Below are 17,693 nucleotides of genomic sequence, written 5' to 3' on the forward strand. Positions count from 1 at the left end.
TGCGGCGGCAAATGGAACAGTTGCCGCCGCGGGCCATGGGTTACAGCGAGTTCAGAAAGGCGAGCACGGCATCGCGGTCGGTCTTGTCCAGCGCCACAAAGCGCTGGCGGGCGGCCTCGGCTTCGCCGCCGTGCCACAGAATGGCTTCGCTCAGATTGCGGGCGCGGCCATCGTGCAGGTATTCGGTGTGACCGTTAACGTCCTTGATCAGGCCGATGCCCCACAGCGGCGGCGTTTTCCACTCGCGGCCATCGGCCAGGCCATCCGGCCGGTGATCGGCCAGTGGTTCGCCCATATCGTGCAGCAGCAAGTCGGTGTACGGGCTGATCTTCTGGCCGGACACCTCGGGCAGACCGCGCAGGGTGCCGGTGGTGTAGCTGGCCACGTGGCAGCTGGCGCATTGCAGCTGGCCGAACAGCAGCTTGCCGCGGCGCACGCTGGCGCTGTCGGCATTGCGCTGCGCCGGCACTGCCAGCGTCTGGCTGTAGAAAATCACCGCATTCATCTTGCTGGCGGCGATCTCCGGCTGACCGCCGTGCGGCGCGCGCCGGCAATCGCGCTGTGCTGGCATGCATTCTTCACGCGGGAATTGCGGCGAGGTAATGCCCATGTCGCCATTGAAGGCACCGGCCGCCTGGTGCGCGATGGTGGCGACGTTGGCTTTCCAGCCGTAACGGCCGATCAGCGTCTTGCCGGCGTAGGCGTCGTGCACGTAGTTGGCGCGCCCGGATACGCCCTGGCCGGCAGTAGCCTGCTGGCGGGCATTGGCCAGGATGTCCTGCTCGCGGATGGCTTCCAGCAGGCCAAGGCCGATCATCTGCGGTGCAATGCGCGGCGATACCTGCACTTGCGGGTGCAGCGGGCCGTAGCCCAGCTCGTCGAAGCGATACTGTGGCTGGTGCAGGCTGTAGCTTTCGCCATCGGCAAAGCGGCCGGGCAGCTCGCTGTAACGGATGCTGACCTTGCCTTCCGCTTTTACCCCGGGAATGGCGTCGTTGTTGAACTGGCCGCCGTAGTTCGGCTCCGGCCGCGTACCGTTAGCGCCGGGAATTGACAGGCGGAACAGCAGCGCCATCGGCTGCTCGCTCTGCAGGCCGTTGTCGAAGGCCGGGGTGTTGCCGCGGCCATCCAGCGTGTGACAGGCGCCACAGGAGCGGGCGATGAAGTGTGGGCCCAGGCCGTCGCGGGCGGCGGTGGACGACGGCGCCTCCACCCAGGCTTTCTTGAAGAACGAGTTGCCGACGAAGAATCGCGTCTGGCGATCGCTGGCCATGTTGGCCGCAGGCAGCGAGAAGGCATTGCGGCCAACCTCGTACACCGTGGTGTCGCCCCCCAGTTTTTCGTCGCCATCCCGATACGGCGCCAGTTCCGGCGCACCGGTAAAGCCCAGCGTGCCCAGCAGTGCGGCGGTGCCGCCCAGCGCGGTCAGGGCCTTCAAATACATTGGTTTCATCTGTGTTCCAGCAAGTGCCAAACCCGCCGGGACACGCCGGCGGGTTTGGGGGTAGACAAGCCCGGCAGCGCCGGACCGGCATCAGCCGTTGACGTTCAGCTTCTTGATGCCGATGGCCTTGGCGGCTTCCACCAGGCTGCTGGCCTGTTTCTTCAGCGCGGCCACGGTGGCCTGCACCCGCAGGCGGCCATCCTTGCGCACGATTTCCTGATCGAACGGTGCCTGGATGCCTTCCGCCGCCTTCATGGTGGCTTCCATATCGCCGGTCACGCGCTCGGCGGCCTTGGCATTGCTGGCGCTTACCAGGTCACGCAGGCTGGTGCCTTTCACCACGCTGCCGTCGGTACGCTTGTATTCGCCCAGCCACACGTTCTGGATGCCTTTGGCGTTGGTAAACACATCGCGGTGGGTGTTGTCGGAGAAGCAGGAGTGCTCGTCTTCCTGGTTACGGCTGTCCAGTGCCACTTCCATGCGCTCGCCGGCCAGCTCGGCGCGCGACAGCACGCCCAGGCCCACCATCATCTTGCGCACGGCGTCGTTGTCCTTCAAGAAACGGGCGCGATAGTTGGCCGCATTCGGCTTCCAGGCTTCCACCAGCGTGGCCAGATCGTCCACCAGCAGCTCGGCCACGGTTTTCAGGTAGGCGCGGCGACGGTCGGCATTCTGAGTTTTGCCATCGACAAAATCGCTGACCGCGCGCTTGCCCGGACCGGCGGCATCAAAGTCCTGGCCCCACAGCAGGAATTCGATGGCGTGGTAACCGGTGGCGATGTTTTCTTCGCCGCCACGCTCATTCAGCGCCGACAGCTTGTCCTTGGTGATGGCCAGCTTGCGGTTGTTGATGATGCCGGCGTTCGGCTTGCCTTTCACGCCATCGATATAGGCTTCGTCCAGCGGCCAGGAGTTGAGCTGGCCTTCCGGGCCCTTGTCATCGTCCACCGGGCCGCCGTAGAAACGGAACGCCTCGGTCTGGCCGTACGGCTCACGCGCGGCGAGCCAGGCCTTGCGCGCCTGTTGCAGACCCTGCTCGCTGGGCGCGGCGACAAAGGCATCCACCGCCGCCTGCAGCTCGCGGGCGGCCTTGTAGGTGTCTTCGTAGCTGGCGAAAACGATCTGGCCGTAGGTTTCGGCCACTGCCGAGCGGTTGACTTCGGCCGCAGTCGCCAGCGGCGACAGCAGGGCACTGCCCAGCGCCAGAACGAGCAGGGTTTTGCGCATATTGTGGTGTCTCGTGTTGGTTATCTAAAAGATGACAAGGATGATAGTTATTAGCATTTACATGGTCAAGCCATCGGCGCTTTATGCCCAGCGGGTTTTTGCCGGCCACAGGCGTGTTGCAGGCTGGGTTATCACGGCGCTTCGTGCTATCCTTGCGCCCCTTTTTTCTGCGTGACGCGTCACCCAACCCATGCGAGACCCCTGCGATCATTTCACCATCGACCTGATTGGCGGTATCCGTGCCAAACCCGGTCGCAAGCCGCTGGGGGAGCGCGCGATGACACCGGCCGAGCGCAAGCGGCGTAGCCGCGAGTTGCGCCGCAACCGCCTGCAAGAGCTTTCCGTGACGGTGGAGCTGTCGCGCGATGCGCAGAAGGCGCTGGACAAGATGATCGAGTGGTGGGGGGTGAGCAAGAAAGAGGCAATCAACCGCGCCATGCTGATCGCCTGCCAGTCGCAAACCGGTCGCACCGCGTCGTTGTTCGAATTCGAGCTGGAACCACCGGCGAGCCGGCGCAAGTCGCGGCGCCACAAGGCATGAATGTAGAAAGGTTGGCCGCGGCCAACCTTTTTGTTTGCTGGCACGGCCGCTGATCACTACACCGGCAGTGCTGCACAGACCACGCATAAACAATGCAGAAAAATTATCTTGTCACAACCTTTTGTCATGCTGTAAGTACATGCTTACTTATATGACGAAAGGCTGACATGAAAATCTCACAGCGCCTGGCCCTGATGATTGCCGTTGCCGTGCTTGGCTCCTTGCTACTGGCGGGCAATTCCTTCTTGCAGATGCAGCGGCTCAACAGTGAGCTTGCCAGTCTGGGACGTGACGTGTTGCCCACCACGCAAATCCTGGGTGTCGCCGGCAAGGGGCTGGTGGAAACCCGTAACTCGTTACTGGCGCATGTAATGGCAAGTGATCCGGTCAAGAAAGCTGAAATCGAGGCCGACTACCGGGCGAACCTGGCCAAACTGGAGCAAAACCTTGCCCACTACGAAACGCTGGCCAGCGGCGAGCAGGAAAAAAACTATCTGGCTCGCCTGAAAAGCGGCCTGGAACTGCTGCAAAGCAAGTACCAGGCGGTGCTGACGGCATCGCGCGACGGTCAGACCGAACAGGCGATGCAGCTGGCACGCGATGCACGCGACCACTTCAAGGCTACCCAGCAGGTGGTCGATGAGCATATCCGCTTCAACCAGCAGCAAGCAGATGCCGCGCTGCAGCAGGCGGAACAGGTGAGCAGCAGTGCCAGCCTGACATCCATCATCATTACTGCGGCCAACATTGTGGTGCTGGCACTGCTGGGGCTGTGGAGCTACCGCCGCATTGTGGGCAGCGTCAAGCGCGGCCAGCACAGCATCCAGCAACTGACCGATTCGCTGGACTTCACCACCCGCTGCGAGGTGAACGGCAAGGACGAAATCGCCGATATGCTCAGCGCTTTCAACCGGTTGATCGAAAAGCTGCATGGCAGCCTGCGCACCATGGTGGCGGCCTCGCGCGATGTGACCCAGTCTGCCACCGAGCTTGCCGGCTCGGCGCGGCAAGTTGCTGCCGGTTCCAATACGCAAAGTGAATCGGCTTCCACCATGGCCGCCGCACTGGAGCAGATCACGGTCAGCATTAACCATGTCGCCGACCGCAGCCACGAAGCCAACGACCTGGCCAAAGACACCGGCAGCCGGGCACAGAGCGGTGAAGTGGTCATTCGCGATACCAGTCAGTCCATCGAAAGCATCGCCGGGGCGGTGGAGCATGCGGCAGAGGAAATGACGCAGCTGTCAACGCGCACCCGCGAGATCGCCGTGGTGGTCAGCGTGATCCGCGACGTGGCCGACCAGACCAATCTGTTGGCGCTGAATGCCGCCATCGAGGCCGCCCGTGCCGGCGAGACCGGCCGCGGCTTTGCCGTGGTGGCCGATGAAGTCCGCAAACTGGCCGAGCGGACGGCACACTCCACCCAGGAGATCGCCGACATCATCGAGGCCATCCAGCGCGTATCCAGCAGCGCCAGCGAGCGCATGCAAGGCGTCGTGAGCAATGTCGCCACCGGGGTGGGTGACGCAGACAAGGCCCGCGGCGCGATCCGCTCTATCGTCGAAGTCGCCGACCAGAACCGCCAGTTGGCTGGCGAGATCAGTCACGCGATCCGTGAGCAGGGTACTGCGGCCAACAGCATCGCCCTGCAAGTGGAAAACGTGGCACAGATGGCGGAAGAAAACTCGGCCGCCGCCGCATTGGTGACCGATCTGGCCAGCCGCCTGCATCAGTTGTCCGAAGCCATGCAGCAGGAAATCGCCAGCTACCGTGTCTAAAGCCGCTGGCGGGTGCACCACCCGCACTGCTGCCGGCCCCTTTGGGCCGGCTTTTTTATGGCCGCACCACCAAAATGCGGCTATAGGGGTAGTGAGCCGGACATTCCGGTGGCGGGAGGGTGAACATGGACAGCAAAGGATATTGGTGGCGCGGCAGCGTGTTGCTACTGGCTCTACTCGGTGTCGCCGCTAGCGGGCGCGCCGATGAACCGCCTTACCACGCGCGACTGGATAGCGACGGCGTGCAGCGTGTGCAGATCGTTGGCGGCAGCTATTTCTTTCGCCCGGCTCACGTCATCGTCAAGGCCGGTGTGCCGGTGGAGCTGTCGGTGCAGATGGAGCAGGGCATGATTCCGCACAGCTTTGTGCTGGAGGCGCCGCAGGCCGGGCTGGCGCTGCGTACCGAGCTGGCGGTGCAGCCCAGGGTGTTGCGCTTCGTGCCGGCGGTGACCGGGCGTTATCCGTTCTACTGCGCACACAAGCTGCTGTTTTTTGCCAGCCATCGCCAGCGCGGCATGGAAGGCATCTTCGAGGTGGTCGACTAGACCGCCGTCTGGAGAGGGCGCGTCACATGCTGTGGGCACTGTTGGCCGCAAGCACGCTGGGGACCGCTGGCGGACCGGATCTGCTGGCAGATGCCATCGGCCGTTTTCAGGTGCTGGAAAGCTATCGCGTGACCTTGCGTTCCGAGGCGCCGGCACACGCACCGCAGGTGATCCGCTACAGCTACCGGCGGCCTGGCTGGATACGCATGGACTTCGATACCCCGCACCACGGCGCAGTGCTGATTTACGACCCGGACGCGCAGCAGGTGCGGTTATGGCCGTTCGGGCTGCAGCACTTTCCACGGCTGACACTGGCACCGGGTAACCCGCTTATTCGCGATCCGCATGGACATACCATTGCCCGCTCGCATGCCGGCGCGCTGCTGGAGAATGTGCGCCGCTTGCGGCAAGGCGGCAGCCTGGAACTGGGGGCGGAGCAGCGGCTGGGGCGCTGGCAGGCGCTGCCGCTGACGGTAACCGGGGGTGGTACGGAAACGGTGGGTAAGGCGCATCGCTTCCAGTTGTGGCTGGAACGCGAGCATCTGTTTCCGTTGAAGGTGGTCAGCTATGGCACGGACGGAAGCTTGCGGGAGACGGTGTGGCTGGACGATGTCGAATTTGATGTGGCACTGCCCGGCGACTGGTTCCTGCCGCGCTAGGATGGCCGCGAGGATGAGGTGCCAGACATGGCGGAATACCGGTTTTGCACCCTGTGGCGCTTTGATGCCCCGCTGGAGGCCGTGTGGGACATCATCTATGACGTGCGCAGTTGGCCGCAGTGGTGGCGCGGGGTCGAAGAGGTGCTGGAGCTGGCGCCGGGCGATGGTATGGGTGTTGGCGCCCGGCAGCGCTATGTCTGGAAAGGCGCGCTGCCATACCGCTTGTGTTTCGATATGCACATTACCGCAGTGCAGCCGCTGGCGTTGCTGGAGGGGTGGGCCAGCGGCGAGGTGGAGGGTGTCGGCCGCTGGCAGTTTCGCCGGGAGGGTGACGCCACCCTGGTGTGCTACGACTGGCAGGTGCGCACCACCCGCGGCTGGATGAACTGGCTGGCGCCTGTGGCACGGCCGCTGTTCGAGTGGAATCACGACTACCTGATGGAGGCGGGCCGGCGCGGCCTTGGCCTGCAGCTGGCTAGCCGTCGGGACGTTGCCTGCTAGCTGTGGCGGTGACCAGCGACTAGCGCGGCCGCTTGTCGCGCAGTGACTCAGCCCTGGCGCTTGCCGGCGGTGAGCTGGTGGTGCGCGGCCAGTACCTTGTAGCTCTCGCGGGCAACCTGTTGCAGTGCCTCAGCCTGTGGGTGGTCGGTGAATTGCAGCTCGGCATCCAGTGCCCGCAACGCGCGGCGCACGCTGGTGCATACCTCCACCGCGGCGTTGAAGTCGGCGGCGCACAGCACCTTGCCATTGCGGATGCGGCGGCCATATACAGTGGCCATTTGCGCGTATTTGCACGCCAGCTCGCAGCCTTGCCAGGCCGCGTCTTCTTCCAGGCTGGCAAACAGGTTCATCGCCAGCTGGCAGGCAGTTTCGGCCTGAGCGAAGCGTTGCTGTTCCTGCTGCTTGTTATTGGCCGGCTTGCGGGTCTTGTCGTTCATGCGGGTTCTCCGGCGTAAAAACATTGGGCGCATACCGCGTGGTAGCGGCTCTCGTCGCCGATCTCCACTTGCGGGCCGTGGTGCAGGCGCTGGCCGGCGGCGTCGGTGCGGATGTGCATGGTGGCCTTGCGGCCGCAGGTGCAGATGGTCTTGATCTCCTCGATGTCCTCTGCCAGCGCCAGCAGCCAGGCAGCACCGGGAAACGGCTCGCCGCGAAAATCGCTGCGCAGGCCAAAGCAGATCACCGGCAGCTTGCGGGTATGGGCCAGGCGGTGCAGCTGGCGTACCTGCTGCGGGGTGAGGAACTGCGCCTCGTCCAGCAGCACGCAGGACAACCCCGCGTAGTCACCGGCCAGAAAATCATGCTCGGCGTCGAAAGTATCGGCATCGCGCTGGATATTCAGCCGCGAGGTGATCTTGCCGCGGCCGTAGCGATCGTCGATGGCCGCAGTGTACAGGCGCACCTGTTTACCCATCGATTCATAGTTATGGGCGATCTGCAGCAGCATCGTGCTCTTGCCGCTGTTCATGGCGGCGTAGCGGTAGAAAAGTTTGGCCATGGCGGCAGCGTGGTGCGGGAAGGGCGGCTATTGTACCCGCCGACCGGCGCTGGGTGAACAAAGCGTTTCCTGACACCGGGCCGCGATCCCGCGCCAAGGCAAGGCAGGGCGCACACAGCGGTGGAAGCGGCACTTACAAGTAGCAGCGGGGCACCGTTAAATCGCACTCATCGCCATATCGCCGCGGCGGCACCAGTCATGAACATGCTCTTACGTTAACGTCACTGCGCAGCTATCATTGCTGCACTGCACACGGCACAACAACAAGGGCTGACATATGGAAAAGCAACTGCCGCTGCTCGATACCCGCATCATCACCATGCGCTGGGGTGACATGGATGCGGTCGGGCATCTCAACAATACCTATTACTTCCGCTACATGGAGCAGATCCGTGTGGAGTGGCTGGAAAATGCCGGTTTTCCCATCGACCCGGCAGGCATCGGCCCGGTGCTGGGGCATACCAGCTGTAGCTACAAGCGCGAGCTGACCTATCCGGCCACGCTGGCGATCACCATCGAGGTGGAAAAGGTTGGCCGCAGCAGCCTGAAGCTGCGCCACCACTTTTATCGCGACGGCGAGCCGGCCACGGTGTACGCGGTGGGCGAGGCGACTCTGGTGTGGGTGGACTATCAGGCCGGCAAGACGGTGTCGATTCCGGAGCCGGTGCGTGCGCTGCTGCGTGCGTCGGGGGCCGAGGCCTGATGCGGCCAACCTTGCGCGGTTGCCTTGCGGAGCTGCGCCGGGGCAGTCCGGAATATGGCAAAGCAAGCCGTCGATCAGTAGTCGTAGATATGCTCAAGTTCGACCGGTTGGCTGTGTAGTTGACGCAGACGCTCACCAAGCAGGCCAACACGCGTGACGAGTGCAACTCGCTTACGTGTTGGCTCGGTTAGCAGAGGTTGCTCGAATAGCAGCTGGTCTTGATTGCTGCCCGGGCGCCAGCTGACTGGCGTCAGTATGGTTAGCAGCAACTTTGCTTGCGGTGGGTTGCCGGCAATTTCGCGAAAGTTGGTGCCCTGCTGCGCCAAAGCCTCTGCATAGGGGCTGAAGGCCTCGTAGCGCGGCAGGCGAACCAGTTGGCGGCCATCTGGCAGTGTTTGCAGCGGGTGGAAATCCGGTAGCTGTGCGTTTGGGGAAGGCTGGCGGTCGAGCACCACGAGGGTGGTCAGCAGCTCCGTGCCATAGCTGGCCTGGGTGGCTTGTTTGATCAGCCAGCCATAGCCAGCCTTGACCAGATATTCGGTGCTCAGTGCGTAGCGCCGCTCCCATTTGCGGAACAGACTGTCTCCACTGGCGGGGAGTCGCCAGAGCCCATGCATGGCCCGAACGAAGTCGTATTCATACCAAGGCAGGACGCGGATGAAGTTCACGTAGTCTTGCGCAATCCGGGCCGCATAGCTCTCTTCTGCGGTCGGGGCTGGGCCGCGCAGCCATTCGCCTAGTCGACCAAGGGTGCGCTCGTAGGCCAGTCGCAGGCCGTATTCGATCGTGGTGCTGCTGGCGATCACCAGAATCATTACGTGATAGCCGGTGTTGAGCGGGTAGCTGGCGGTGGCTTCGGTCACGCTGGCGTAACTGGACCACAGCTGACGGATATGGCCCCAGAACGGGAAGTCGCTTAGTGGTCGGTCGGCCGTGACATAACGGGCATATTCGGCCGGGCTGTGCACCAGAAACCATTCGGGATAGGTGAGAAAGGTTTGCTCCTCACTGCGGCGGTTGGCATCGGGGGTGATGGGGCTGCTGACTGCCAGCAGGCTGACCAGCAGCAAGATCAACAAGGCAAGGCGGCGCATCAGCAAGGCTCCTTGATGAAAGCCATCAGCACATTGCGGCTGGGGTCGTGCGCTTGCAGCAGACGCTGACCACTGTCGCGTAGACCGACTCGTGCCAGGCGCTCGACCCAGGTGGCAATATCGACGAAATGGCGGCGTTCGGCGGCATTGACTGGCCACGGCTCGCCCAGGCCGGCGTTGAATACGGTGTGGGCCAGGGAAACGAATGCCGCCATCTGCGAGCTGTCGACATCGTGGTCACGCAGGATGAACATGCCGCCCGGAGTCAGGATTCGCGCGATGCTTGCCAGGAATGGCATCAACCTGTCCGGCGCAATGTGATGCAAACCGATGTAGCAGCTCACCAACTCTATGCTTTGGTCGGCGATGTCATGGGTGGCGATGGGGTCGTAATCTCCTAGCGGGACAAAGCGGGCAAGCTGACGCAGCCCGCCGCGTTCAACAATATCGACGGGGCTGTTGCCGGGGGCGCGATCATGGATCAGCACCCGATCTCCCTGCAGTCGCAAGGCGTGCCGAAGCTGGCTGAGGTAGCGCCCGGTGCTGCCGATCTCGACATAGCCATGAAAACGCCGCCGCTCGCCCAGCAACTGTAGGGTCTGGCGCGTCATTTCCTGTTTTTGCTTGGCGAGTGCTGGCAGCGCGTAGCGTAGTTCGGCGAGAAAAGGTTTGATGGTCCGCAGGCTCGCCTGGATGCGACGATAGATGGCTTCGTCGCTACCACCTTCTAGTACTGAATCCAGAATCAAAGTGTGGAGGCGATCTTCCGGATAAAGATGGAAGATATTTTGGAGGAAGCGGTAGAAGTGATCCTGCCAGACTGTGTCGCTGTAGATGGCGTCGAAGTCGCCACGGGGTGGTGGCGGCGACGAGATGTCGTTGAGGGTGGGGGCGTAGTATTTGTCCCAAAGCGCGTTACGCAGTCGGTAGTGCGGATCGAGCTGCAGCTTGAGGGCAAACAGAGAAACAGCGCCCGGATAGGCGCGATGGAATTGCTCGGCTGTGGCGTGCAATTGGTAGGGCAGGTAATAGGTGCCGCCTACCGACAGTACCGCCTCGATCAGCTCCCGTGTCCAGATGGCAACCCGGTTGCAGGCGTTGCGGCGTGTTCGTTGCTTGTAATACAGCACGAAGGCAAATGTCTCCCCGCGTGCCCACGCCAGCAGGGTGCTGGGGTCTGCTGCCGCATGGCGAATCGAGATGTTGAGCACATTGGCACGATGTCGCTGCAGGATTTCTGCCATTTTCGGCACAAACTGCTCCAGTTGGCCGACGGGTATGAAGTATTCCTGTAGCACATAGGTGCGGTGCTGGCGCGATAGCGGCTCCAGCTCGGCGGCGTCATAGCCCGCCTCGTAGTTGCGCCAGTGCACCGGTTTGCTCAGGTATAGCAGGGGGTCGAGCAAGTGCTCGCGTCGCTCGCGCCCCAGCGGGGTCTCGGACATGGCCCATAGAAAGTATTTGTGCAGCGGGTATAGCCGGCGATGGCTGTGCAGGCGCTGTGTCACCGTGACCGGGTGTTTGGTTTCGGTCCAGCTGACTGCCCTGACCTTTTGGTAGTGCGGAGCATAGAGGTCGGCATTGTGGAACACTACGCCGCGCTCCTCCCGTACCTGCGGGCCGAACCACGGACCATAATCGGCTAGTGACATCTTGCGGCTGCTGCGCTGCACGCGCACATTGTTGGTCAGCTGCAATTCGACCTCAACGATGATGCCAATGGCGCCATAGCCGCCAATGGCGGCATAGAAAAGCGCTGGCTGGTGGCTGGGGCTGGCTTGTTCCAGTCGGCCATCGGGCAAGACCAGGGCAATTTGCCGCACCGACAGAACGATAGGCCCCACCCCCATATAGCGTCCATGCGCATTGACCGAAAGCGAGCCTCCCACGGTGAAATTGGCATAGGTCTGCATGATCATGATCGCTAGGTCATGCGGGTCGATAAAGGCCTGGATGTCGCACCAGCGGATACCCGCCTGTACTCGTATCGTCCGTGCCTGAGGGTCGAAACTCAGCACCCGGTTTAGCCGGCGCATATCCAGATGCAGGCTGTCCGGGCTTGCCGTCTGTCCGCCCATGCTGAAATGGCCGCCGCCGACCGATACCGGGCCGTCTGTACGGGCGAGCGCGGCCTGGACTTCTTCTACCGACGTTGGCGCCGAGATCGCAAAGGCCGATATGGGATTGAGCTGGGTTACGTCGTTGACGATCATGTCGGCCCCTTCGTGTGGATCTTCACCTGTAAATAGTCACGATGAACGATATAAGGGTCTTCGCCATACTGGTTCTCACCCACAGTGCCGCGCAGGCAAGTTAGTCGGAAGGCAATCAACAGCGGGCCGAATACAGGCACAAGTAACCAGAGCAGCTGCCAGGTCGAGCGACCGCCGTCATGCAGGCGTTTGATTGCCAGGGCCACGCTCATCCAGCCAAATGGAAGGAGCAGGGCGAGCGAAGCCATGCGCCCTAACAGGGAATCGAGGGCAAGGCTCAGGGTGATGAAAGCCGCCAGTAACAAAGTGGTACTCGCCCACCAGCTGCTGCGGCGCAAGCGTCCAGAAAGCGCGAAGAACAACTGAACCCAGGCCATGGCTTCCTCCGATGTTGATGATTGAATCGCCCTACTTATGCTGGGCGCCCAAGTGGTGTTGCAACGGTGGCAATTTGAATTCTGAAAGCATCAATTGTTGGACCCATGACTTTGGCTTGCCCCGGCTAACCAGGTTGTTGCAGTGCAGGCATTGCCAGCGGCCTTCGGCAGCGGAAATGGCAAGGCCAGCCTGCGGTAATTGCATCTGTGATGATGATCGGCCGTTCTGGTTGGAAACGGTCTTGCAAGATATCCCCTTGGCAACTGGTTTGTCATCGGTAGTTTCAGTGATAGCCAATAATTCCGGCATGAGCAAAGCGGGTCTGCTGCCGGGTAGGCAACGGGCCTGGCATGACTGCAAATAAAAATCGGCCGCAGATTGTTCTGCGGCCGATGGTTGTTGCTGCCGAATGTATTGATCCGAAGGATCAACACGCCGTGTGGCTCCACCTCAGGCAAACGCCTGTAGCAGTGCGGCCAACTGTCCACCGGTGGCGTCGGGCACCGCCATGCGGCTGTCCACGGCCATCATCACCGATAGCGCGGTGATGGTGACGATGGAGAAGGCGAACACCTGGCGTGCCCATACGCGGTCGTCCACATCGGCCTTGCGGCCGGACAGCGCCATCTTCAGCCACCACAGGCTGGTGGCCACCGCCACCACCAGGTAGCCGTAACCGACGTAGCCGCCCAGCATCAGCATGATGGTGGCCACCATGAACGCCAGGATGTACAGCACGATCTGCTGTTTGGCGGCGGACACGCCGCGCACCACCGGCAGCACCGGGATGCCGGCGGCCTGGTAGTCCTGGAAGCGGAAGATGGCAATCGCGTAGGAGTGCGGCATCTGCCACAGGCAGAACATCAGCAGCAGAATGGCCGCGCCCATGTCGAAGCGACCGGTGGCGGCGCAGTAGCCGGCTACCGGCGGTACCGCGCCGGATAAACTGCCCACCACGGTGCCGTATACCGACTTGCGCTTCATGTACAGGCTGTACACGCCGGCGTAGATCACGAAGCCGAACAGCGCGCAGGCGGTCGCCAGTGCATTGGTGCCGAACCACAGCGTGGCAAAACCGGCAATGCCCAGCACGATGCCGTGCGCCAGCGCGGCGCGGAACGACATGGCGCCGGTCACCAGCACGCGGCCCTTGGTGCGGGCCATCTTGCTGTCGATGTCGCGGTCCACACAGTTGTTCAGCGCGCAGCCGGAGGCGACTACCAGCGACAAGCCGATGAGGGTGGCCAGCATCTGCCACAGGTCGACATGACCCTGCGCCGCCAGCAGGTAACCGCCGGCGGTGGAGATCAGGTTGCCGAAGATGATGCCCGGCTTGGTGACCTGCAGATAACGCTTGAGCTTCACGTTGGCCGCACTCAGCTTGGCATCATCAGCGCGTCGGCGCTGAAGATGATCCACACCGACAACACCACCAGCAGCACGATCACCAGTGCGGTGAACAGGAAGGCCAGCGAATTGATGCGGCCTTCCTTGGTGAAGTTCAGGTGCAGGAAGTACTTCAGATGCACCAGGATCTGCACCACGGCAAAGCCGGCGATGGTCAGCAGGGTGTCGTGCGGGTTCAGGCCGCCGTTCATCACCAGCCAGAACGGAATCACGGTCAGAATCACCGACAGCACGAAGCCGGTCAGGTAGGAAGATACGCTGCCGTGGCTGGCGGCGTGGTCGTGAGCGTGGCTCATCAGATCGCCCCTTTCAGATACACGACGGTGAATACGCAGATCCACACGATGTCGAGGAAGTGCCAGAACATGCTCAGGCAGTTCAGGCGGGTCATGGCGCGGCCGGTGAGACCGGTCTTGATCACTTCCAGCATCATTACTGCCATCCAGATCAGGCCGGCGGTCACGTGCAGGCCGTGCATGCCCACCAGGGCGAAGAAGCCGGACAGGAAGGCGCTCTTGTCCGGGCCGTGGCCCTCGGCGATCAGTGCGCCGAACTCGTGCAGCTCCATGCCGATAAAGGTGGCGCCGAACAGGAAGGTCACCGCCAGCCAGCCCAGCAGGCCGGCCTTGTTGCCCTTGTGGCCGCTGATCATGGCGAAACCGTAGGTGATGCTGGAGAACAGCAGCGCGAAGGTTTCCACCAGTACGAACTTCAGTTCGAAGATGTCGTGACCGGCAACGCCCCCTGCCACGTTGCCCACCAGTACCGCGTAGGCGGCAAAGGCGCTGGCAAACAAGATGCAGTCGGTCATCAGGTACAGCCAGAAGCCCAGTTCTACACTGGCGCCGGCGTCGTGATGCTCGTGGTCGTGCGCATGATCATGGTCATGCAATGCGTTTACTTGCGAAGTCATGGCTGCTTACACCTGCTCCAGAGTTTTGGCCTTGTGCGGACGGTTGTTGCTGTCGCGCTCGTCGTAGCGGTCGAAGTCGATGCCCATTTTCTCGAAGCGCTCGCGCTCGATGGCCTCGATCTCTTCCGGCTGCACGTAGTAGTCCTTGTCGTTGTCGTAGGCGCGCGCCAGCATGCTGCCCACGATGCCCAGCAGGCCGACGATGGCCAGCCACCAGATGTGCCAGATCAGCGCAAAGCCGCACGCCAGGGTGAAGCCGCCGATGTAGACGCCGGCCGCGGTGTTCTTCGGCATGTGGATCGGTGCGTACTGCTTGGGAATGTCGTAGGCCACGCCTTTTTCCTTCATATCGGTAAAGGCATCGATGTCATGCACTTGCGGCAGGGTGGCAAAGTTGTAGAACGGCGGCGGCGAGGAGATAGACCATTCCAGGGTATGGCCATTCCACGGGTCGCCACTTACGTCGGCCAGTTGCTTGCGGTCACGCAGGCTGACAAACAGTTGCAGCAGCTGGCAGCCGATACCGATGGCGATCAGCACCGCGCCGATGCAGGCGATGTACAGCCACGGGGTCCACAGCGGGTTGTCGGTGTGATTCAGGCGACGGGTCATGCCCAGGAAGCCCAGCACGTACAGCGGCACGAAGGCGAAGAAGAAGCCGGACTGCCAGAACCAGAAGGCGGCCTTGCCCAGGCGCTCGTTCAGCTTGAAGCCGAAGGCTTTCGGGAACCAGAAGGCGAAGCCGGCCAGGTAACCGAACACCGCACCACCGATGATGGTGTTGTGGAAGTGGGCAATCAGGAACAGGCTGTTGTGCAGCACAAAGTCGGCACCCGGGATCGCCATCAGCACACCGGTCATGCCACCGATGGAGAAGGTGATCATGAAGCCCAGCGTCCACATCACCGGCGCGGTGAAGCGCAGGCGGCCGCGGAAAATGGTGAACAGCCAGTTGAACAGCTTCACGCCGGTCGGCACCGAAATCACCATGGTGGCGATACCGAAGAAGGCATTGACGCTGGCGCCGGAACCCATGGTGAAGAAGTGGTGCAGCCACACCATGAAGCCCAGCACCGAGATCACGCCGGAGGCAATGATCATCGAAGTATGGCCGAACAGGCGCTTGCCGGAGAAGGTGGAGATCACTTCCGAGAAGATGCCGAAGGCCGGCAGTACCAGGATGTAGACTTCCGGATGGCCCCAGGCCCAGAACAGGTTCAGGTACATCATCGGGTTGCCGCCGGCTTCACTGGTAAAGAAGTGGAAGTCCAGGTAGCGGTCCAGCGTCAGCATGGCCAGCGCGCCGGTCAGGATCGGGAACGAGGAAACGATCAGCACGTTGGCCCAAGTGCAGGTCCAGGTAAAGATCGGCATCTGCATCAGCTTCATGCCCGGGGCGCGCATCTTGAGGATGGTCACCAGGAAGTTGATCGCCGTCAGCGTGGTACCGATACCCGATATCTGCAGCGCCCAGATGTAGTAATCCACCCCCACGCCCGGGCTGTAGGCCAGCTCGGACAGCGGTGGGTAGGCTACCCAGCCGGTCTTGGCGAATTCACCAACCCCCAGCGAGATGTTCACCAGCGCGGCGGAGGCCACCAGCAGCCAGAAGCTCAGCGAGTTCAGGAACGGGAACGCCACGTCGCGGGCGCCGATCTGCAGTGGCACCACGATGTTCATCAGGCCGGTCATGAACGGCATGGCCATGAAGATGATCATGATCACGCCGTGGGCGGTAAAGATCTGGTCGTAGTGCTCGGGCGGGAAAATGCCGTGGGCGCCGCCGGTGGCCATCGCCAGCTGGGTGCGCATCATCAGCGCATCGGCAAAGCCGCGCAGCAGCATTACCAGCGCCACGATGATGTACATCACGCCGATTTTCTTGTGGTCGACCGAAGTCAGCCACTCTTTCCACAGGTAGCCCCATTTGCCGAACTTGGTGATGGCGGCAATCAGGGCCAGGCCGAGCAGGCCGGCGCCGGACAGCGCCCCCATGATGATGGGCTCGTGGAAGGGTATTGCTTCCAGAGTCAGTTTTCCGAACATTGCTTGATTACTCCTTGGCTGCTGCGGGTGCGCACAGGCTGTTGCTCAGCGCTTTGAGCTGGCTGGCGCTGAGGCCGGATTCCATGGCGGTCTGGTGACCTGCCATGTACTTGTTCAGCACGCCGTAGAACAGGCCGGGGGTGACGGAAGAGAAGTATTGAACCGGGTTGTTTTCGCTCTGCTTCAGCAGCGCGGCATAGTTGGCCGCATCCAGCGGCTGACCGGCGCGCACCTTTTGCACCCAGCTGTCGAACTCGGCCTGGCTGTTCATCGCCAGTGCCTTGAACTTCATGCCGGAGAAGCCGGCGCCGCTGTAGTTGGCCGACATGCCGTCATAGCTGCCCGCTTCGTTGGCGATCAGGTGCAGCTTGGTCTGCATGCCCGCCATCGAGTAGATCTGGCCGCCCAGTTGCGGAATGAAGAACGAGTTCATGGCCGCATCAGAGGTGATCTTGAAGTTCACCGGGGTATTGGCCGGGAACGCCAGCTGGTTGACCGAGGCGATGTTCAGGTCCGGGTAGATGAACAGCCACTTCCAGTCCAGCGACACCACCTGCACATTGATCGGCTTCACGCTGGAATCCAGCTCGCGGTACGGGTCCAGCTTGTGGGTGCTGTTCCAGGTCACGATGGCCAGGAAGGTCACGATGATGATGGGGATGATCCACACCACGGCTTCAATCTTGCCGGAGTGCGCCCACTTCGGCGTGTAGGTGGCGCTTTCGTTGCTGGCGCGGTATTTCCAGGCAAACGCGATGGTCATCACGATCACCGGCACCACCACCAGCAGCATCAGAATTGTTGCCGTGATGATCAGGGATTTTTCGTCGGCGGCTATCTGGCCCTTGGGGTCGAGAATGCCCCCCTTGCAGCCGGCTAGCAGGGCGGTGATGCCAAGCCCTAGCCATCTTGAGAGGTGTGGAAGTGTGCGTTTTATCATCCTGCGACCTTGGTGGTTTTTAAACGTAACTGGGTTGCGAACACCGCGCGTGGGCGGTGCGACAGGCCGGGAGGAGATGCGCGCGGGCGGTGGGGCGGGCCGATAACAGCTGGGTCGGTAAGTGCGCCGGTTCACCGCCGCGGGCATGTGGCCCGGCGGCTGTCCAAACCTGATGGCATGACAGCGAACATTCGCTGCCCGACTGGCAACTGCGGCCAGGACAAGCGCGGCGCCACGGCAGGGGTGGGCGGGCGTTACGCTTGCCGTGCCTGATAAAAGGCTGGCGGAACGAGTCAGGTACTTCGCT

General features: G+C 62.2%; 18 protein-coding genes. 6 read left to right on the forward strand and 12 right to left on the reverse strand.

Going from position 1 to position 17,693, the window contains the following annotated elements:
- Positions 1-40: 40 nt before the first annotated feature.
- On the reverse strand, positions 41-1,453 hold the full coding sequence (locus ABNW52_RS08615; protein ID WP_349586421.1) for a di-heme oxidoreductase family protein: 1,413 nt from the start codon (positions 1,451-1,453) through the stop codon (positions 41-43).
- A gap of 81 nt (positions 1,454-1,534) precedes the next feature.
- Positions 1,535-2,671, reverse strand: coding sequence for an imelysin family protein (locus tag ABNW52_RS08620; protein WP_349586424.1), 1,137 nt, complete (start codon positions 2,669-2,671; stop codon positions 1,535-1,537).
- A gap of 190 nt (positions 2,672-2,861) precedes the next feature.
- Here ABNW52_RS08620 and ABNW52_RS08625 point away from each other — a divergent pair, with 190 nt between their 5' ends.
- The 5 genes from ABNW52_RS08625 to ABNW52_RS08645 all read left to right on the forward strand — a co-directional run bounded on the left by ABNW52_RS08625 (position 2,862) and on the right by ABNW52_RS08645 (position 6,695).
- Complete coding sequence (locus ABNW52_RS08625; protein ID WP_349586426.1) at positions 2,862-3,212, forward strand: hypothetical protein; 351 nt, start codon at positions 2,862-2,864, stop codon at positions 3,210-3,212.
- A gap of 167 nt (positions 3,213-3,379) precedes the next feature.
- Positions 3,380-4,990, forward strand: a complete 1,611-nt coding sequence (locus ABNW52_RS08630) for a methyl-accepting chemotaxis protein (RefSeq protein ID WP_349586428.1) — start codon at positions 3,380-3,382, stop codon at positions 4,988-4,990.
- A gap of 125 nt (positions 4,991-5,115) precedes the next feature.
- On the forward strand, positions 5,116-5,535 hold the full coding sequence (locus ABNW52_RS08635) for a quinol oxidase (protein WP_349586431.1): 420 nt from the start codon (positions 5,116-5,118) through the stop codon (positions 5,533-5,535).
- Positions 5,536-5,561: 26 nt separating this feature from the next.
- Positions 5,562-6,194, forward strand: a complete 633-nt coding sequence (locus tag ABNW52_RS08640; RefSeq protein ID WP_349586434.1) for a LolA family protein — start codon at positions 5,562-5,564, stop codon at positions 6,192-6,194.
- Positions 6,195-6,221: 27 nt separating this feature from the next.
- Entirely contained in the window at positions 6,222-6,695 is a 474-nt protein-coding gene (locus tag ABNW52_RS08645) for an SRPBCC family protein (RefSeq protein ID WP_349586436.1), read from the forward strand.
- Between the two features lie 47 nt (positions 6,696-6,742).
- Here the strand turns inward: ABNW52_RS08645 and ABNW52_RS08650 are convergent, their stop codons facing one another.
- Both ABNW52_RS08650 and ABNW52_RS08655 read right to left on the reverse strand, forming a co-directional pair.
- Positions 6,743-7,132 (reverse strand): hypothetical protein, encoded by a 390-nt coding sequence (locus tag ABNW52_RS08650; RefSeq protein ID WP_349586439.1) that lies wholly within the window; start codon positions 7,130-7,132, stop codon positions 6,743-6,745.
- Complete coding sequence (locus tag ABNW52_RS08655; RefSeq protein ID WP_349586442.1) at positions 7,129-7,692, reverse strand: thymidine kinase; 564 nt, start codon at positions 7,690-7,692, stop codon at positions 7,129-7,131. The genes ABNW52_RS08650 and ABNW52_RS08655 overlap by 4 nt, the downstream gene beginning before the upstream one ends.
- Before the next feature lie 277 nt (positions 7,693-7,969).
- On the opposite strand from ABNW52_RS08655, the gene ABNW52_RS08660 reads away from it, so the two are divergent.
- A complete protein-coding gene (locus tag ABNW52_RS08660; RefSeq protein WP_349586445.1) occupies positions 7,970-8,395 on the forward strand; it encodes an acyl-CoA thioesterase in 426 nt (141 codons plus the stop codon).
- Positions 8,396-8,469: 74 nt separating this feature from the next.
- Here the strand turns inward: ABNW52_RS08660 and ABNW52_RS08665 are convergent, their stop codons facing one another.
- From ABNW52_RS08665 to cyoA, 8 genes are all read right to left on the reverse strand, one after another.
- On the reverse strand, positions 8,470-9,489 hold the full coding sequence (locus ABNW52_RS08665; RefSeq protein ID WP_349586448.1) for a hypothetical protein: 1,020 nt from the start codon (positions 9,487-9,489) through the stop codon (positions 8,470-8,472).
- A complete protein-coding gene (locus ABNW52_RS08670; RefSeq protein WP_349586451.1) occupies positions 9,489-11,702 on the reverse strand; it encodes an FAD-binding protein in 2,214 nt (737 codons plus the stop codon). The genes ABNW52_RS08665 and ABNW52_RS08670 overlap by 1 nt, the downstream gene beginning before the upstream one ends.
- On the reverse strand, positions 11,699-12,079 hold the full coding sequence (locus ABNW52_RS08675) for a DUF805 domain-containing protein (protein WP_349586454.1): 381 nt from the start codon (positions 12,077-12,079) through the stop codon (positions 11,699-11,701). Before ABNW52_RS08675 ends, ABNW52_RS08670 begins: the two co-directional genes overlap by 4 nt.
- A gap of 451 nt (positions 12,080-12,530) precedes the next feature.
- Positions 12,531-13,499, reverse strand: a complete 969-nt coding sequence (gene cyoE / locus ABNW52_RS08680) for a heme o synthase (protein ID WP_349586456.1) — start codon at positions 13,497-13,499, stop codon at positions 12,531-12,533.
- A complete protein-coding gene (gene cyoD / locus ABNW52_RS08685) occupies positions 13,457-13,783 on the reverse strand; it encodes a cytochrome o ubiquinol oxidase subunit IV (protein ID WP_349586459.1) in 327 nt (108 codons plus the stop codon). The genes cyoE and cyoD overlap by 43 nt, the downstream gene beginning before the upstream one ends.
- Positions 13,783-14,400, reverse strand: a complete 618-nt coding sequence (gene cyoC, locus ABNW52_RS08690; RefSeq protein WP_349586461.1) for a cytochrome o ubiquinol oxidase subunit III — start codon at positions 14,398-14,400, stop codon at positions 13,783-13,785. Before cyoC ends, cyoD begins: the two co-directional genes overlap by 1 nt.
- A gap of 6 nt (positions 14,401-14,406) precedes the next feature.
- A complete protein-coding gene (gene cyoB / locus ABNW52_RS08695; RefSeq protein ID WP_349586464.1) occupies positions 14,407-16,446 on the reverse strand; it encodes a cytochrome o ubiquinol oxidase subunit I in 2,040 nt (679 codons plus the stop codon).
- A gap of 7 nt (positions 16,447-16,453) precedes the next feature.
- Positions 16,454-17,386 carry a ubiquinol oxidase subunit II gene (gene cyoA, locus ABNW52_RS08700; RefSeq protein WP_349586467.1) on the reverse strand — a complete coding sequence of 311 codons (933 nt, stop codon included), beginning with the start codon at positions 17,384-17,386 and terminating at the stop codon, positions 16,454-16,456.
- Positions 17,387-17,693: the final 307 nt, after the last annotated feature.

Origin of the sequence: Vogesella oryzagri, from assembly GCF_040148885.1 — a bacterium.
Lineage (GTDB): Bacteria > Pseudomonadota > Gammaproteobacteria > Burkholderiales > Chromobacteriaceae > Vogesella > Vogesella oryzagri.

Excerpts from the sequence above, each read along its gene's own strand:
- ABNW52_RS08615 (WP_349586421.1), bottom strand. The coding sequence starts at position 1,453 with ATGAAACCAATGTATTTGAAGGCCCTGACCGCGCTGGGCGGCACCGCC.
- ABNW52_RS08620 (WP_349586424.1), bottom strand. The coding sequence starts at position 2,671 with ATGCGCAAAACCCTGCTCGTTCTGGCGCTGGGCAGTGCCCTGCTGTCG.
- ABNW52_RS08625 (WP_349586426.1), top strand. The coding sequence starts at position 2,862 with ATGCGAGACCCCTGCGATCATTTCACCATCGACCTGATTGGCGGTATC.
- ABNW52_RS08630 (WP_349586428.1), top strand. The coding sequence starts at position 3,380 with ATGAAAATCTCACAGCGCCTGGCCCTGATGATTGCCGTTGCCGTGCTT.
- ABNW52_RS08635 (WP_349586431.1), top strand. The coding sequence starts at position 5,116 with ATGGACAGCAAAGGATATTGGTGGCGCGGCAGCGTGTTGCTACTGGCT.
- ABNW52_RS08640 (WP_349586434.1), top strand. The coding sequence starts at position 5,562 with ATGCTGTGGGCACTGTTGGCCGCAAGCACGCTGGGGACCGCTGGCGGA.
- ABNW52_RS08645 (WP_349586436.1), top strand. The coding sequence starts at position 6,222 with ATGGCGGAATACCGGTTTTGCACCCTGTGGCGCTTTGATGCCCCGCTG.
- ABNW52_RS08650 (WP_349586439.1), bottom strand. The coding sequence starts at position 7,132 with ATGAACGACAAGACCCGCAAGCCGGCCAATAACAAGCAGCAGGAACAG.
- ABNW52_RS08655 (WP_349586442.1), bottom strand. The coding sequence starts at position 7,692 with ATGGCCAAACTTTTCTACCGCTACGCCGCCATGAACAGCGGCAAGAGC.
- ABNW52_RS08660 (WP_349586445.1), top strand. The coding sequence starts at position 7,970 with ATGGAAAAGCAACTGCCGCTGCTCGATACCCGCATCATCACCATGCGC.
- ABNW52_RS08665 (WP_349586448.1), bottom strand. The coding sequence starts at position 9,489 with ATGCGCCGCCTTGCCTTGTTGATCTTGCTGCTGGTCAGCCTGCTGGCA.
- ABNW52_RS08670 (WP_349586451.1), bottom strand. The coding sequence starts at position 11,702 with ATGATCGTCAACGACGTAACCCAGCTCAATCCCATATCGGCCTTTGCG.
- ABNW52_RS08675 (WP_349586454.1), bottom strand. The coding sequence starts at position 12,079 with ATGGCCTGGGTTCAGTTGTTCTTCGCGCTTTCTGGACGCTTGCGCCGC.
- cyoD (WP_349586459.1), bottom strand. The coding sequence starts at position 13,783 with ATGAGCCACGCTCACGACCACGCCGCCAGCCACGGCAGCGTATCTTCC.
- cyoC (WP_349586461.1), bottom strand. The coding sequence starts at position 14,400 with ATGACTTCGCAAGTAAACGCATTGCATGACCATGATCATGCGCACGAC.
- cyoB (WP_349586464.1), bottom strand. The coding sequence starts at position 16,446 with ATGTTCGGAAAACTGACTCTGGAAGCAATACCCTTCCACGAGCCCATC.
- cyoA (WP_349586467.1), bottom strand. The coding sequence starts at position 17,386 with ATGATAAAACGCACACTTCCACACCTCTCAAGATGGCTAGGGCTTGGC.